Here is a 14,308-nt window from a genome sequence, read left to right on the forward strand (position 1 = left end):
GGTCTTTTTTTACGTCATGAGGGTCTTAACCCAAAAACATCACCGACACGCACATCACGCCGACAATCAGCGTAATCAGGCTGCCGATAGAGCGGTAGGGTTTCAGCGTGGGAATCAGGTAGGTCGACAGCGTTGGCATGATAAACAGAATCATGGCAATCAGCGGGCCGCTGATAGCATAAATCATGGATATCGCGTTCGGATTGATGCAGCAGACGATAAACGTCACCGTGGACACCAGCAGGATCGACAGGCCGCGGTTGAACGAGCGGCTTTTGCGTACGCCCACCTGGTTGAGCGACGATTTTACCATCTCGCTTGCGCCTTCAATCACGCCAAAGTAGGTGCCGAGGAACGATTTCGACATCGCCACGACCGCGACAATAATGCCGGAAATCGACAGCCAGCCAGGCGAGTTGGGCATCATCGACAGCGCAGAAAGGATGGTCACGCCTTCCTCTTTCGCTGTATTAATGTATGACGGCGGAATCGACAACAGGCAGCTGAAGACGAAGAACAGCACGCTCAGGCAGATAATCAGATACGCCACCTTCATGATTTTTTTGCATTTACCCATGGCCTGCTCGCCGTATTTCTCTCGCCTGTCGATGGCGAAGGTCGAAATAATCGGCGTATGGCTAAAAGCGAAAACCATCACGGGAATGGAAAGCCACACCTGGTGTAACGTATGGGTGTTGACCTCCATCTGCGTCGTCAGCAGCGAAGGCTGCCAGCTGCCGGTCAGGTATACGGACAGGAACAGGAAGTAGGCGATCAGCGGGAATACCAGCATTCCCATCACCTTGATGGTGGTCTGGCGACCGGTCAGGAAAATCAGGTTCAGCAGCACGACCACGCCCAGGCTGATGAGCGCGCGCAGCGGCAAATCAACCGGCCGATAGCGGGAGAGCTGTTCCGCTAGTGAGTTGGTAATGGCAACCGCATAGATCAACACCACCACGAAGAACGCAATAAAGTAGAGCGCGGTGATCAGGCTGCCGATCTTTTTCCCATAGTAATGGGTGACGGCACCGGTGATACCCACGCTAGCCGGCGTGTTAGCGGAGAGGATGAACTGGCATAAAGCGCGATGCGGCCAGTACGTTAATGGCCAGGCAACCAGCGCGGTGATGAACAGCACAACCGCGCCGGCGGCGCCCAGCTGGATGGGCAGGAAAAGGGTTCCCGCCCCGACGGCAGTGCCATATAAGGCAAAGCTCCATAGAGTCTCTTCTTTAGACCAGATTTTAGACATTATTCGAATGTATCAACCATAAAACCAAAAAAATGGCGGATAATTTACCATAATTAGCTTTTCGTGTGGCTGAACATTTCCAGGCCGACGGCTATCGGCCTGAAAAGAGGATTAATTTTGTGCGTAGAGATTCTGCTGGCGACGCTTCATGATGCGATCGCGCAGGGTGTCGTACGCCCAGTTGTAGAGCATGGTGTAGGGCAGGAAGAACAGGAAGAAACCGATCTCCAGCGTCAGCGCCTGGAGCAGCGTGACGCCGAGCACGAACGAGACAATGCTGACGCCGATAACAATAAACCCACACTCGAATCCTAAAGCGTGCAGGGCTCGGACTTTCGCCGTGCGCTTCACGCGGGTGACGGGCCACAGGCGATCGAAGACGGCGTTATAAATGATGTTCCACACCATGGCGGTGGTGGCGAGAATAATCGTCAGCCCGCCCATTTCCAGCACCGAACGCTGCATCAGCCATGCGGCGGTGGGCGCAAGGATCGCGGTGGCGATGCCTTCAAAGCAAACGGCATGAAAAATACGCTCCGGGAGCTTTCTGCGATGTAATAAATCTTGCTGCATGTGATGACCTTTGTTTTATGGAATACGGTTGTGCGCATTTTATGGAGAAATGTGATAAGTAAAAGATAGAATCCATCGATAAAGTAGATACTTCATGCGCTATTCCCCCGAAGCACTGACCGCGTTTGTTGAAACCGTTTCCTGCGGCTCGTTTTCGGCCGCTGCCCGTCGACTGCGCAAGAGCCAATCGACGGTCAGTACGGCCATCGCCCACCTGGAGGTGGATCTTGGCGTCACGCTTTTCGATCGCTCCGCGCGTCAGCCGGTACTGACGGTGGAAGGCCAGCGGGTATTGAGCTATGTTCAGGCCATTCTGGCTGCCAGCGAACGGCTCGATGAGTTGGCCGTGTCGCTGAGTGGTGAAACCGAGGCACGGCTGGCGTTTGTGCTCTCCGATACGCTGCATCCTGACGTGCTGGAAGATCTTCTGGCGCAGTTCGACCTGCGGTTTCCGCATACGGAGTTTGAGTGCCTGGTGGGTGAAGACGACGATGTGGTCGATCTGTTGCAAAAAGGCCGCGCGCAGGTGGGGCTGATTGAGGCGCGCGACGACTATCCCACCGACATTGGCCATACTCGCCTGCCGATGCGCACGCATATGGCGATTTACGTTGCGCCGGGGCACCCGCTGGCCGCGCAGTCGAAAGTGGAATGGGAGCAGCTGCGAACCTGGCGCGAGCTCCGGCTGAATACTTATCTGGAAAATCGCGCCACGCCCGCGCGCGGCCCGGTGTGGTCGGCACCAAACTACCTGATGCTGCTGAGCATGGCGGCGCAGGGGTTAGGCTGGTGTGCGCTGCCCTGCGCGCTGGTAGAGGAGTTTTCTCGATCGGCGGAGCTGAAGATGCTGGATATTGCGGGCTGGCCGATGGCGGTTTCTATCGATCTGCTGTGGCATAAAGAAGCCCCGCTGGGCGCTGCCGGAAGCTGGCTGCGGCAGTATCTACAGCAGGCGTCGGCGTAACGCGGATGAGATGAATTTCCTTTGTGATAAAACTCACTTTTTTTAAACAATTGCGAAAATATTTGATAACAATCATCTACTATACGCAGGTTATTTTGCGCTGAGGTCAAGATGAAAGATGTCGTTATCGTAGGTGCAGTCCGTACGCCCATCGGCTGTTTTCAGGGGGCGCTTGCTCGCCATTCTGCCGTCGAACTGGGTAGCCTGGTGATCAACGCGTTGGTGGAACGCAGCGGTATTTCCGCCGCGTCGATCGATGAGGTGATTATTGGTCAGGTTTTGACCGCAGGAACCGGGCAAAATCCGGCGCGACAGTCTGCGATAAAAGGCGGTCTGCCGAATACCGTCTCGGCCATTACCATCAACGACGTCTGCGGTTCGGGGCTGAAGGCGCTGCATCTGGCGACCCAGGCGATTCAGTGCGGTGAAGCGGATGTGGTGATTGCCGGCGGACAGGAGAACATGAGCCGCGCGCCGCACGTGCTGACCGACAGCCGCACCGGCGCGCAGCTTGGCAACAGTCAACTGATTGATAGCCTGGTTCACGACGGCCTGTGGGACGCTTTTAACGACTACCACATGGGGGTCACGGCGGAAAATCTGGCGCGTGAATACGGTATTAGCCGCGAGCAGCAGGATGCATGGGCGCTTAGCTCGCAGCACAAAGCGCGTAAGGCCATTGATTCAGGCCGCTTTCGTGATGAAATTGTGCCGGTGATTAACCCGCTGCCGGACGGCGGCAGGCAGGTTGTCGATACCGATGAACAGCCGCAAACGGATGCCAGCGCCGAAGCGTTGGCGCGTTTAAGCCCTTCCTTCGACCACGCCGGTTCGGTTACAGCGGGGAACGCGTCATCCATTAATGACGGCGCGGCGGCAGTGCTGATGATGAGCGAAAGCAAAGCGCTTGAACTGGGGCTGCCGATTCTGGCGCGCATCCGCGCCTTTGCCAGCGTGGGCGTCGATCCGGCGCTGATGGGGATTGCTCCGGTGTATGCCACGCGCCGTTGTCTGGAGCGCGTCGGGTGGCAGTTGAATGATGTCGACCTGATTGAGGCTAACGAGGCGTTTGCCGCCCAGGCGATTTCGGTGGGTAAAATGCTGGAATGGAACGCGCAGAAGGTCAATGTGAACGGTGGGGCAATTGCGCTCGGGCATCCTATCGGTGCATCTGGCTGCCGTATTCTTGTTTCTCTGGTGCATGAGATGATTAAGCGTGATGCCCGTAAAGGGCTGGCGACGCTGTGTATCGGTGGCGGTCAGGGTGTGGCGCTCGCCGTTGAGCGCGATATTCAGTAAGTTATCTTTAGTTTCCCTCATATTTTTTCTTTTCAGAAAGACCTCATTTGAGGTCTTTTTTGTTTATTCCCGCCGAACTGCCAGACAATAAACGTGTTTTTGTCTAGTTCTCTTCTTTGGCGTTTTATTCATATTTGTTTCAGATGTAAGCATTGTGAATCAGTTCATCCTTAGCATGGATATAAGTAGAAAATTGAATATTTCGCCTGCTAAAAATAACTCACGTTATTTGTTTTGTGATAACCATCTGTTATTTAAGTAAAATATTGAAAATTTAATTCAGTTTAAATAAATCTTTGTGATCTAAGTTTTATTTTTTAAGGGTTATGTAGGTTTTTTATTGAGCTTTATCACGTCCTCTTTGTGCCAGTTTTTCTGAAACAAATAATTACGATCTTGATCACTAAAATAGATATTTGGAAAAAATAAAATCCAATTCCATAAAAAAGAAACATAATTTCAATTGAGGGATGGCAAATGCTTAAGAAAACTCTGGCCCTGGCTGTATTATCCGGTATGTCTTTCGCCGCATCGGCGGTCACCGTTGACCTGCGTCATGAATATATTGACAGCGGTTCCAACGCCGACCGCGTTGCGGTATCTCATCGCTTTGATAACGGTCTTGGTTTTGGCGTAGAAGCGAAGTGGAAGACCGGTGGTGATACTGATAAACAGGACCGCCCGTTCAACGAAATCGTGGGTAATGGTCACGAAGAGTCCATTAACTGGCGCTGGAAAGTGACCAATAATTTTGCCCTGAACCCGGGCTTTAACATCGAAAGTAAAGATAGCTTCTCTATCTACAAACCTTATCTGCATGCGCAGTACAGCTTCGACAGCGGTTTCTATGTCGCTGCGCGTTACCGCTACGAATATACGCGCGTTCCGGCAACGTCAAGCAACGGCGGCGTGGATGATAAAGTCAACAAACTCGATACCTGGGTGGGTTGGGCGATGGGTGACTGGCGCGTCGAGCTGAACTACGTTTATGCGCGCAGTACTGAGGCTGATGCTCAGCATAAGAGCCTGTACCGCAACAATAACAAACCGTACAGCAACGAATACAACGCCAAGATGGCCTACAAGTGGGATAAAAACTGGTCACCGTATTTTGAAGTGGGGAACGTGGGCGTCAAATCTACCGATGAACGCCAGACCCGTCTGCGCGTTGGGGTAGCGTACTCCTTCTGACATTAACAAAATCGGACCCTCATCCGTTTTCCCCCCGGAGCATTTGGCCGGGGGTTTTCGTTTTTCGTGTCCGTGCGCCAGTATTGTGCGCGTAATGTCTTGCCCGATGGCGCTTCGCTTATCGGGCATAATATGACAGGCAAAAAAAGGCCCTCCAGAAGGAGGGCAAGGCCAGTTACAGAAACACTAAACTCAGAATTTTAAGCTTGTACTAACTTACGTTCGGTCGGCAGTTTGGCGATATACAGCGCCGGTTTGCCGTCTTTGTCAGAGCTGAACAGCACCGCGCTGTCGTCCGGGGTAAAGGACGGATGCGGGTGAGTCACCTGACGACTGTTTTGTACCGTTGCCCACGAGGTGTCGTGGCGCGCAATCGGGAAGTAGGCTTTTTTCGCGACATCAAAGCCATACAGATACGGATCGTTGTCGATGGTGTAGCCGCTGGTGTCCTTAACGTCGACCGGGGTACCGGAGCCATCGCCGACCAGCATGGTGCCGTCGAAGTTGCTCATCAGGTGCGAGCAGGCCGGCATCTGCATCAGCGCTTCGTTTACGTTGGTATCCGGGTTGAAGCGGTAAATGGTACGACCCTGCTTGCCTTTCAGGTAGGAGACGTAAACCAGTGCCGAACCGTTGGGTACCCAGAACTCGTGCGTGCAGCTTTCGCCTTCCGCATGCTCTTTCACTTTACGCACGTTGCTGCCGTCTTCATTAACCAGCCACATACGTGCATCAACCAGATCGTGCGGACCTTCGTGGCAGAACGCGACGGTATTGTCGTCAAACGGGCGGTAAATCGGGTGGCCAAGCCAGTTTTTCTCTTCGTGGATCACCGCGCTTTCGCCGGTTTGCAGATCGACGCGCAGCAGACGGCAGTGCGGGCCTTTGTGGAAGAAATCGTGGAACAGCTGCCAGTCGTTCAGCGGCGTCCAGTCGCTTTTCGCGATTTCAATGCCGACCAGTTTGGTGCAATCGCTGTTAGAGACCCAGGTGCCGTAACCTACCCACTCTTCCGGCACGCGGTACACTTCGCGCTCGACCAGCGTTTTCAGATTCACTTCCAGCAGCGTGCGGTCGTTCTTCACATAATAAAGAGATTGGTCATCCGGAGACAGGAAGCCGCCGAAGGTGTTATCGCCTGCGCCTTCGGTCAGCTGTACGGCTTCGGCGTTCGCCACATCCAGCAGGTAGTAGTTCCAATGGCCGTCAAACTCACCAGCAAACAGCAGATGGCTGCCATCATTAAAGAAGCACCTTTGATAGAAGTAGTTACGATGACAGGTGACTTCTGGTGGTGTTAAGCGGGTGATTTCCGCGCCGGTGTCCGGGTCGCGGCTGACCTCATAATTCAATTTTACCCGCATGCCTTTAGCCATGATGCTCTCCTTTTACTGATGCGGTCACGAGGTGCTATCAACCCCGCTAGCCGATATGGATGTCATTTTAAAAATTAGGTGTTAATTTATCAAAACACCGTTTCAATGTTTGTGATGTCAGACGCAGTTTATACGAAAAATCATCATTTCTGCGACTTTTTTGGTAAGGCTTTTGCCCCCCAGTCAAGCGCATCTTTGTTTTTGCACCCTCCTTTACTCCATAGAGAGTATTTTTCAAAGAAACATGTAACTAAATGAATAATATTGTTTTTTATTTTTCCTGCATGCCGCTGCATGGCGTATTCGTGATCTCATTTGCATTTTTGATATTAATTCACAGAAAAAATGAAACGATGTTTTATTTGCAATTGAAAACCCATTTCATCAGAGATAAGATACGAGCATTAACAAAGCGGAACGAAGTTTCGTTCTTATAAAGAGCATCACACCACATTTTCCTGGAGGTTCAGGTGGAAGTACGACAGAGCATTCATAGCGCTCATGCTAAAACGCTGGATACGCAGGGTCTTCGCGAAGAGTTTTTAGTTGAGCAGGTATTTGTCGCTGATGAATACACCATGGTGTACAGCCACATCGATCGCATTATCGTTGGCGGCATCATGCCGGTAGCGAAAACCGTATCCGTCGGCGGTGAAGTGGGTAAGCAGCTCGGCGTGAGCTACTTCCTGGAACGCCGCGAGCTGGGCGTCATTAACATTGGCGGCGCGGGCACGATTACCGTTGACGGCCAGTGCTTCGAGATAGGTCATCGCGACGCGCTTTACGTGGGCAAAGGGGCAAAAGAAGTGGTGTTCGCCAGCGTCGACGCGGCGAAACCGGCTAAGTTTTACTACAACTGTGCGCCAGCACACACCACGTACCCGACGAAAAAAGTCACTCCGGCCGACGTTGCGCCGGTCACGCTGGGCGATAACCTCACCAGCAACCGTCGTACCATCAACAAATACTTTGTTCCGGATGTGCTGGAAACCTGTCAGCTCAGCATGGGGCTGACCGAACTGGCGCCGGGCAACCTGTGGAACACCATGCCGTGCCACACTCACGAGCGCCGCATGGAAGTCTATTTCTATTTCAACATGGATGAAGACAGCTGCGTATTCCACATGATGGGGCAGCCACAGGAAACGCGTCACATTGTGATGCATAACGAACAGGCGGTGATCTCACCGAGCTGGTCAATCCACTCGGGCGTAGGTACTAAGGCGTATACCTTCATCTGGGGGATGGTGGGCGAGAACCAGGTCTTTGATGACATGGATCACGTGGCCGTTAAGGATCTGCGCTAGTCGCGGACAGCATTGTACACAGAACCTTTCGGGCGACATCAAGCGCCGAATGACGATGTGTATAGATTAACAATGCCTGTCCGGTACAGGCGCTAATGACAAGGAATAAAAAAATGATTTTGGATTCATTCTCTCTGCAGGGCAAAGTTGCCGTTGTCACCGGTTGTGATACGGGTCTGGGTCAAGGTATGGCGCTGGGTCTGGCGGAAGCGGGCTGCGACATCGTGGGTATCAACATCGTTGAGCCGACTGAAACCATCGAGCGCGTTACCGCGCTGGGCCGTCGCTTCCTGAGCCTGACCGCTGACCTGCGTCAGATTGATGGCATCCCGGCACTGCTGGAGCGCGCGGTAGCTGAATTCGGCCATATCGATATTCTGGTTAACAACGCGGGTCTGATTCGCCGTGAAGATGCGATCGACTTCAGTGAAAAAGACTGGGACGACGTCATGAACCTGAATATCAAGAGCGTGTTCTTCATGTCCCAGGCTGCGGCGAAGCACTTCATCGCGCAGGGCAAAGGCGGCAAAATCATCAACATCGCTTCCATGCTCTCCTTCCAGGGCGGCATCCGCGTTCCGTCTTACACCGCGTCTAAAAGCGGCGTAATGGGCGTAACCCGCCTGATGGCGAACGAGTGGGCGAAGCACGGCATCAACGTCAACGCGATTGCTCCGGGCTATATGGCGACCAACAACACCCAGCAGCTGCGTGCTGACGAAGAGCGTAGCGCTGCAATCCTTGACCGTATCCCGGCGGGGCGTTGGGGTCTGCCGAGCGACCTGATGGGGCCGATCGTCTTCCTGGCTTCTCCGGCATCTGACTACATCAACGGCTATACCGTTGCGGTAGACGGCGGCTGGCTGGCGCGCTAAGCGTTCGCTCGCGATAAAAAAACCTGCTACGGCAGGTTTTTTTATTCCCGCACGGCGGCGGAAGGCCTCCCGCGTAGTATTGTATTTATCCATATCGAAATGCATGAATTATCCATGCTGCCCAGATTGTCATATCGGATAAAGGCTAATTTTATTGACGCGCAGAGGTGATGTAACAAATGTCGCGCATCATTGAAAGTCAAATATCCATCACAAAATCACTCTACCCAGCAATATAGTCCATATCCTTGACCTTTCTTACCTGACAACGTTACGCGTCCTCCCCGTACTTTATGCGTATGTCTTACTCTGTCTGGCAGGAAAAAAATGACTTCAATCAGTAACGACTCTACGGTAATGCCGAGCGCACAGCGCGATACCCGGCGCATGAATTGGTTTGTCTCATTCGCCGCCGCGGTGGCCGGGCTGCTCTTTGGATTGGATATCGGGGTGATTGCGGGTGCGCTGCCCTTTATTACCGACCACTTCGTCTTGTCTAATCGTCTGCAGGAATGGGTGGTCAGCAGCATGATGCTGGGCGCAGCAATTGGTGCCCTGTTTAACGGCTGGCTCTCTTTCCGCCTGGGACGGAAATACAGCCTGATGGTGGGGGCCGTGCTTTTTGTGGCGGGGTCGCTGGGATCGGGTTTTGCCGTCAATGTGGAAATGTTGCTGGTTGCCAGGGTGGTTCTCGGCGTGGCCGTAGGGATCGCTTCCTACACCGCGCCGCTGTATCTGTCGGAAATGGCCAGCGAGAACGTTCGCGGTAAGATGATCAGTATGTACCAGTTGATGGTGACGCTGGGGATCGTGATGGCGTTCCTGTCCGATACCGCGTTCAGCTACAGCGGCAACTGGCGTGCGATGCTTGCCGTGCTGGCGCTACCGGCGGTTGTCCTGATTGTATTGGTTGTCTTCCTGCCTAACAGCCCGCGCTGGCTGGCGGAAAAGGGCCGCCATATTGAGGCCGAAGAGGTACTGCGGATGCTGCGCGACACCTCTGAGAAAGCGCGCGATGAGCTGAACGAAATTCGTGAAAGCCTGAAGCTGAAGCAGGGCGGCTGGGCGCTGTTTAAGATCAATCGCAACGTCCGCCGCGCCGTATTTCTTGGCATGCTGCTGCAGGCGATGCAGCAATTCACCGGCATGAATATCATCATGTACTACGCGCCGCGTATTTTTAAAATGGCGGGCTTCACCACCACCGAACAGCAGATGATTGCCACGCTGGTGGTTGGGCTGACCTTCATGTTCGCCACCTTTATTGCCGTGTTTACCGTGGACAAAGCGGGGCGTAAACCGGCGCTGAAAATCGGCTTTACCGTGATGGCGCTCGGTACGCTGGTGCTGGGCTACTGCCTGATGCAGTTTGATAACGGCACCGCCTCAAGCGGGCTGTCCTGGCTGTCGGTGGGCATGACCATGATGTGCATTGCCGGCTATGCGATGAGCGCTGCGCCGGTGGTGTGGATCCTGTGTTCCGAAATTCAGCCGCTGAAATGTCGCGACTTTGGTATCACCTGTTCAACCACGACGAACTGGGTATCGAATATGATTATCGGCGCGACCTTCCTGACGCTGCTGGATTCGATTGGTGCGGCAGGGACGTTCTGGCTGTACACCGTGCTGAACGTGGCGTTTATCGGCGTCACCTTCTGGCTGATTCCGGAAACCAAAGGGGTTACGCTGGAGCACATTGAACGCAAGCTGATGAAAGGCGAGAAATTGCGCAATATCGGCGTCTGATGGAATGCCCGGTGGCGCTACGCTTACCGGGCCTACAAGGTAGCGCCAAACGTAGGCCGGGTAAGGCGTAGCCGCCACCCGGCTTTTTTTATACCTTCGCTAAATACAGCGCCGGCATCCCCTCCGCGTCGGACGTATACAGCACCCACTTACCGTCCGGTGAGAACGACGGATGCGGGTGTGTCACCTGGCGGTCGCCGTCCAGCACTTTCCAGCTGCTGTTGTGTTGGCAAATGGCTTTCTTGCCGCCGGTTTGCAGATCGAACACCCAGATAAACGGATCGTTCAGGCTAATATCACCGGTGTTATGCGGTGCGCCGTCGCCTACAATCAGCGAGCCATCGTGGTTGCTCATCAGGTGAGAGCAGGGCGGGATCTCCATCAACTGGAGGTTTTCCAGCGTTGCGGGATCGGCGCTGTAGAGATAGCGGTGCGGGTTATTCTCCTGATGGGCGACGTAATACAGCGCCGAACCGTCCGGAACCCAGAATTCATGGGTAAAGCTTTCTCCCGGCTGCTGCTGACGCACGCAGCGAACGTTGCTGCCGTCTTCGTTCACCAGCCACATACGCGCGTCGATCGCATCACGCGGACCTTCATGGCAAAACGCCACCGTCGCGTCGTCAAACGGGCGGTAGATCGGGTGCCCCAGCCAGCGTTTTTCCTGCAAAATGGTGCGCTGCTCGCCGGTTTTTAGATCGATATTGATTAAGCGGCATTCCGGGTTGGTAAAGTAGAACGCGCGGAATTTCGACCAGTCGGTCAGCGGCTGCCAGTCGCTTTTTTTAATCTCAATGCCAACCAGCTTTGTGCAGTCTGAGTTTGCTACCCAGGTGCCGTAGGCAACCCACTCGTCATCCACCTCGTAGACCACGTACTCTTCCAGCGTGGTCAGATCGACGCGTCTAAGCTGGCGCGTATCTTTTACATACCACAGCGATTGGTCGTCATCGGAAAGAAAACCACCGAAGGTGTTATCCCCGGCGCCGTCGGTCAGTTGGGTTGCCTGTTGCGCGGCAATATCCAGCAAGTAGTAGTTCCAGTGCCCCTCGAACGCACCGCCAAAAATCAGCTTGCCGCCGTCGCGGGTGAAGCATTTTTGGTAGAAGTAGTTACGATGGCAAATGATATGCGGTGGCGTCATCCGGATCACTTCGTGACCGGTTTCGCTGTCCTTCTGGTGGCGGAAATTCAGCGGGATGATTTTGCCTTTCATGTCCTTTCTCCTTGAATAAAAAAATACCCCGCAACCGGAAGTTGCAGGGTATTAACGCATTAACAGCAATTAACGCATGGCGCGTCTCAGGATACGTTCACCCTGACGCTGGAAGTCGGCCGCGGCTTCTTCAACGGTTTTCTGGCCGTAGTCGATGTACTGCAGCGTGGTACCGAACTGCGCCACGATCTGCGGATCGTCAAAGTACGGAGACACGCTCAGTTTAGCCGGCAGAGACTGCGCCAGACGCAGGCCGGATACTGACGGATCGTCTTCTTTCAGAATGCCGTCTTCGGTCAGGTATTTCACCGCAACCTTGCTCAGCGGCACGCCGCGCTCCAGGCCCAGCGTATCCACGCCTTCTTTGCTGTTCAGCAGGAAGTTGATCACTTTCGCTGCCGCTTCTGGGTTCTTGGTGGATTTGCCGATAGACAGCATCTGCGCTGGTTTGAAGAACAGACCCGCGTCGGTGGCGCCTGGCAGCATTGGGTAGCTACCCAGTTCCAGCTTGGCTGGCGGCTTCAGGTTATCGGAGTACTTGTTAATGGTGGAGTTCCACATGTAAGTACCGCCCCATTCACCCTGGATCCACGGCTTCATTTCGTACATGTTGCTCTTACCAAATGACGCATAGTATTTGGTGTCCGGCATCACGTGGCTGTCGACCAGTTTTTTGTACATCTGGAAGAATTCAACCCACTGCTCTTTGCTGTAGGAGAATTTCTTCGCTTCCTGGTCGATGGCTGGAATATTGTATTTCTGCGTCATGTACGAGTTCAGCAGCGCCAGGGTATCCTGGTGCTCAAGAACCACTGGATAGTACTGTTTACCCAGTTTGCTCTCGAAGGTTTTGCCCGCCGCCATCAAATCATCCCAGGTTTTCGGGTATTCAACGCCCGCTTGCTTCCAGGTTTCATCGTTGAAGTAGAACACGCGCGCAGTCACGGAGATTGGGATCCCGTTCAGCTTGCCGTTCACCGTGGTGGACTGCAGCTCTTTGGCATCGAACTGGCTTAAGTCGATGACATCCTTCATTTTGTTCAGGTCGTAGAAGCCGTCGCCGGTTTTAGAGAAAATCGGCAGCCAGTTCCAGTTAGTCTGCATGACGTCAGGCTCGGTGCCGCCTGCGATCTGGGTGGTCAGACGGGATAAGTGGCCGTCCCAACCGGTGTATTCTGCTTTGACGTTAATGTCCGGGTTCTGCTTATGGAACTCTTCCAGCGCCTTCAGGGTGACCTGGTGGCGGCCGTTACCGCCCCACCAGGACATGCGAAGGTCGACATCCTTTGCCATAGAAGGGAGGGCCGTGAGGCCCAGGGTAGCGGAGATTGCTGCGCTTAAAAGCACTTTTTTCATTGTAATACTCCAGATTAGAGAGAGAGGTTCTGTTCAGTTTTAGCGTCAAAGATATGACATTTGTTCATGTCAAACTTAAAGTACACCTTACGATGAAGCCCCTTATCAATCATTGGCTTAGCCTCATCTGAAGGGATGCGTGCCGTCAGCTCGTAGTTCGCGACTTTCAGGTAAACGAAGAACTCGTGACCCATGTTTTCGACGCGAACCATCTCACCGCTGCAGCCGCCTTCAGCGAACGGCTCATCGGAAAGGGAAACGAACTCCGGGCGAATGCCGTAGAACACTTCTTCGTTATCGTGGCCGCTCAATTTCTGGTGCAGATCTTCGCTCAGCGGCATGAACTCGTCGCCGATGCTCAGGTTCAGGCGGCCTTCTTTATTCACCAGTTTGCAGGAACGAATGTTCATTTCCGGCGCGCCGATAAAGCCAGCAACGAACATGTTCTTCGGCTTGTGGTACAGGTTGTCCGGGGTATCGACCTGCATGATGTGGCCCAGCTTCATCACGCAGATACGGTCGCCCATGGTCATCGCTTCGGTCTGATCGTGGGTAACGTAAACGGTGGTCGCCGGCTTGCCGGATTTCTTCAGCTGCTTGTGCAGGTCGGAAATACGGATACGCATTGATGCACGCAGCTTAGCGTCAAGGTTAGACAGCGGTTCATCGAACAGGAACACGTCCGGCTTTTTCACAATCGCGCGGCCTACGGCCACACGCTGTGCCTGACCACCGGAGAGCTGACGCGGCAGACGGTCCAGCAGCTCTTCCAGCTCGAGGATTTTCGCCGCTTCATTGACCTGGGCGTCGATCTGATCTTTCGGCATTTTGCTCAGCTTCAGGCCGAACGCCAGGTTTTCACGCACGGTCATGTGCGGGTACAGCGCATAGTTCTGGAACACCATCGCAATCCCGCGCTCTTTCGGCGCGAGGTTGTTGACGATTTTTTCGCCGATGCGGACTTCGCCGCCGCTGATGGTTTCAAGTCCTGCCAGCATACGCAGGGTGGTGGATTTGGCGCAGCCGGACGGACCGACGATAACCATAAACTCACCTTCTGCGATTTTCAGGTCGATACCATGTACCGCTTTGAAGCCGTTGGAGTACACTTTTTCCAGTTTGTTGAAAATAACTTCAGCCATGATATATC

The 14,308-nt window shown here is 53.8% G+C and carries 12 protein-coding genes; 6 read left to right on the forward strand and 6 right to left on the reverse strand.

Features of this window, described 5'->3' with window-relative positions:
- Positions 1-25: 25 nt before the first annotated feature.
- Complete coding sequence (locus H7R58_RS04800) at positions 26-1,255, reverse strand: amino acid permease (protein WP_182930077.1); 1,230 nt, start codon at positions 1,253-1,255, stop codon at positions 26-28.
- A gap of 111 nt (positions 1,256-1,366) precedes the next feature.
- Positions 1,367-1,828 (reverse strand): multidrug/biocide efflux PACE transporter, encoded by a 462-nt coding sequence (locus H7R58_RS04805; protein ID WP_106925869.1) that lies wholly within the window; start codon positions 1,826-1,828, stop codon positions 1,367-1,369.
- A gap of 94 nt (positions 1,829-1,922) precedes the next feature.
- On the opposite strand from H7R58_RS04805, the gene H7R58_RS04810 reads away from it, so the two are divergent.
- From H7R58_RS04810 to H7R58_RS04820, 3 genes are all read left to right on the forward strand, one after another.
- On the forward strand, positions 1,923-2,792 hold the full coding sequence (locus H7R58_RS04810; protein WP_106925871.1) for a LysR family transcriptional regulator: 870 nt from the start codon (positions 1,923-1,925) through the stop codon (positions 2,790-2,792).
- 111 nt (positions 2,793-2,903) lie between these two features.
- Positions 2,904-4,091, forward strand: coding sequence for an acetyl-CoA C-acetyltransferase (locus tag H7R58_RS04815; RefSeq protein WP_106925873.1), 1,188 nt, complete (start codon positions 2,904-2,906; stop codon positions 4,089-4,091).
- Between the two features lie 477 nt (positions 4,092-4,568).
- A complete protein-coding gene (locus tag H7R58_RS04820; protein WP_106925875.1) occupies positions 4,569-5,282 on the forward strand; it encodes an oligogalacturonate-specific porin KdgM family protein in 714 nt (237 codons plus the stop codon).
- Positions 5,283-5,482: 200 nt separating this feature from the next.
- On the opposite strand, the gene H7R58_RS04825 is transcribed toward H7R58_RS04820, so the two are convergent.
- A complete protein-coding gene (locus tag H7R58_RS04825) occupies positions 5,483-6,658 on the reverse strand; it encodes an oligogalacturonate lyase family protein (RefSeq protein ID WP_182934634.1) in 1,176 nt (391 codons plus the stop codon).
- Positions 6,659-7,128: 470 nt separating this feature from the next.
- Between H7R58_RS04825 and kduI the strand changes: the two genes are divergently transcribed.
- The 3 genes from kduI (at position 7,129) to H7R58_RS04840 (ending at position 10,586) form a co-directional block, all read left to right on the forward strand.
- On the forward strand, positions 7,129-7,965 hold the full coding sequence (gene kduI, locus H7R58_RS04830) for a 5-dehydro-4-deoxy-D-glucuronate isomerase (RefSeq protein WP_106925879.1): 837 nt from the start codon (positions 7,129-7,131) through the stop codon (positions 7,963-7,965).
- 113 nt (positions 7,966-8,078) lie between these two features.
- Entirely contained in the window at positions 8,079-8,840 is a 762-nt protein-coding gene (gene kduD, locus H7R58_RS04835) for a 2-dehydro-3-deoxy-D-gluconate 5-dehydrogenase KduD (protein ID WP_052282041.1), read from the forward strand.
- 327 nt (positions 8,841-9,167) lie between these two features.
- Positions 9,168-10,586, forward strand: coding sequence for an arabinose-proton symporter AraE (locus H7R58_RS04840; protein ID WP_182930078.1), 1,419 nt, complete (start codon positions 9,168-9,170; stop codon positions 10,584-10,586).
- Positions 10,587-10,674: 88 nt separating this feature from the next.
- Here H7R58_RS04840 and H7R58_RS04845 read toward each other — a convergent pair whose 3' ends face one another.
- The 3 genes from H7R58_RS04845 to H7R58_RS04855 form a co-directional block, all read right to left on the reverse strand.
- Complete coding sequence (locus H7R58_RS04845; RefSeq protein ID WP_182930079.1) at positions 10,675-11,802, reverse strand: oligogalacturonate lyase family protein; 1,128 nt, start codon at positions 11,800-11,802, stop codon at positions 10,675-10,677.
- Positions 11,803-11,871: 69 nt separating this feature from the next.
- Entirely contained in the window at positions 11,872-13,158 is a 1,287-nt protein-coding gene (locus H7R58_RS04850) for an ABC transporter substrate-binding protein (RefSeq protein ID WP_106925885.1), read from the reverse strand.
- Between the two features lie 14 nt (positions 13,159-13,172).
- On the reverse strand, positions 13,173-14,300 hold the full coding sequence (locus H7R58_RS04855) for an ABC transporter ATP-binding protein (RefSeq protein ID WP_106925887.1): 1,128 nt from the start codon (positions 14,298-14,300) through the stop codon (positions 13,173-13,175).
- Positions 14,301-14,308: the final 8 nt, after the last annotated feature.

This window comes from Klebsiella sp. WP4-W18-ESBL-05 (assembly GCF_014169075.1).
Classification (GTDB): Bacteria; Pseudomonadota; Gammaproteobacteria; order Enterobacterales; family Enterobacteriaceae; genus Kluyvera; species Kluyvera ascorbata_B.

Coding starts and splice junctions, on each gene's coding strand:
- H7R58_RS04845 (WP_182930079.1), bottom strand. CDS start 11,802: ATGAAAGGCAAAATCATCCCGCTGAATTTCCGCCACCAGAAGGACAGC.
- H7R58_RS04805 (WP_106925869.1), bottom strand. CDS start 1,828: ATGCAGCAAGATTTATTACATCGCAGAAAGCTCCCGGAGCGTATTTTT.
- H7R58_RS04815 (WP_106925873.1), top strand. CDS start 2,904: ATGAAAGATGTCGTTATCGTAGGTGCAGTCCGTACGCCCATCGGCTGT.
- H7R58_RS04820 (WP_106925875.1), top strand. CDS start 4,569: ATGCTTAAGAAAACTCTGGCCCTGGCTGTATTATCCGGTATGTCTTTC.
- H7R58_RS04855 (WP_106925887.1), bottom strand. CDS start 14,300: ATGGCTGAAGTTATTTTCAACAAACTGGAAAAAGTGTACTCCAACGGC.
- H7R58_RS04840 (WP_182930078.1), top strand. CDS start 9,168: ATGACTTCAATCAGTAACGACTCTACGGTAATGCCGAGCGCACAGCGC.
- H7R58_RS04825 (WP_182934634.1), bottom strand. CDS start 6,658: ATGGCTAAAGGCATGCGGGTAAAATTGAATTATGAGGTCAGCCGCGAC.
- H7R58_RS04800 (WP_182930077.1), bottom strand. CDS start 1,255: ATGTCTAAAATCTGGTCTAAAGAAGAGACTCTATGGAGCTTTGCCTTA.
- kduD (WP_052282041.1), top strand. CDS start 8,079: ATGATTTTGGATTCATTCTCTCTGCAGGGCAAAGTTGCCGTTGTCACC.
- H7R58_RS04850 (WP_106925885.1), bottom strand. CDS start 13,158: ATGAAAAAAGTGCTTTTAAGCGCAGCAATCTCCGCTACCCTGGGCCTC.
- H7R58_RS04810 (WP_106925871.1), top strand. CDS start 1,923: ATGCGCTATTCCCCCGAAGCACTGACCGCGTTTGTTGAAACCGTTTCC.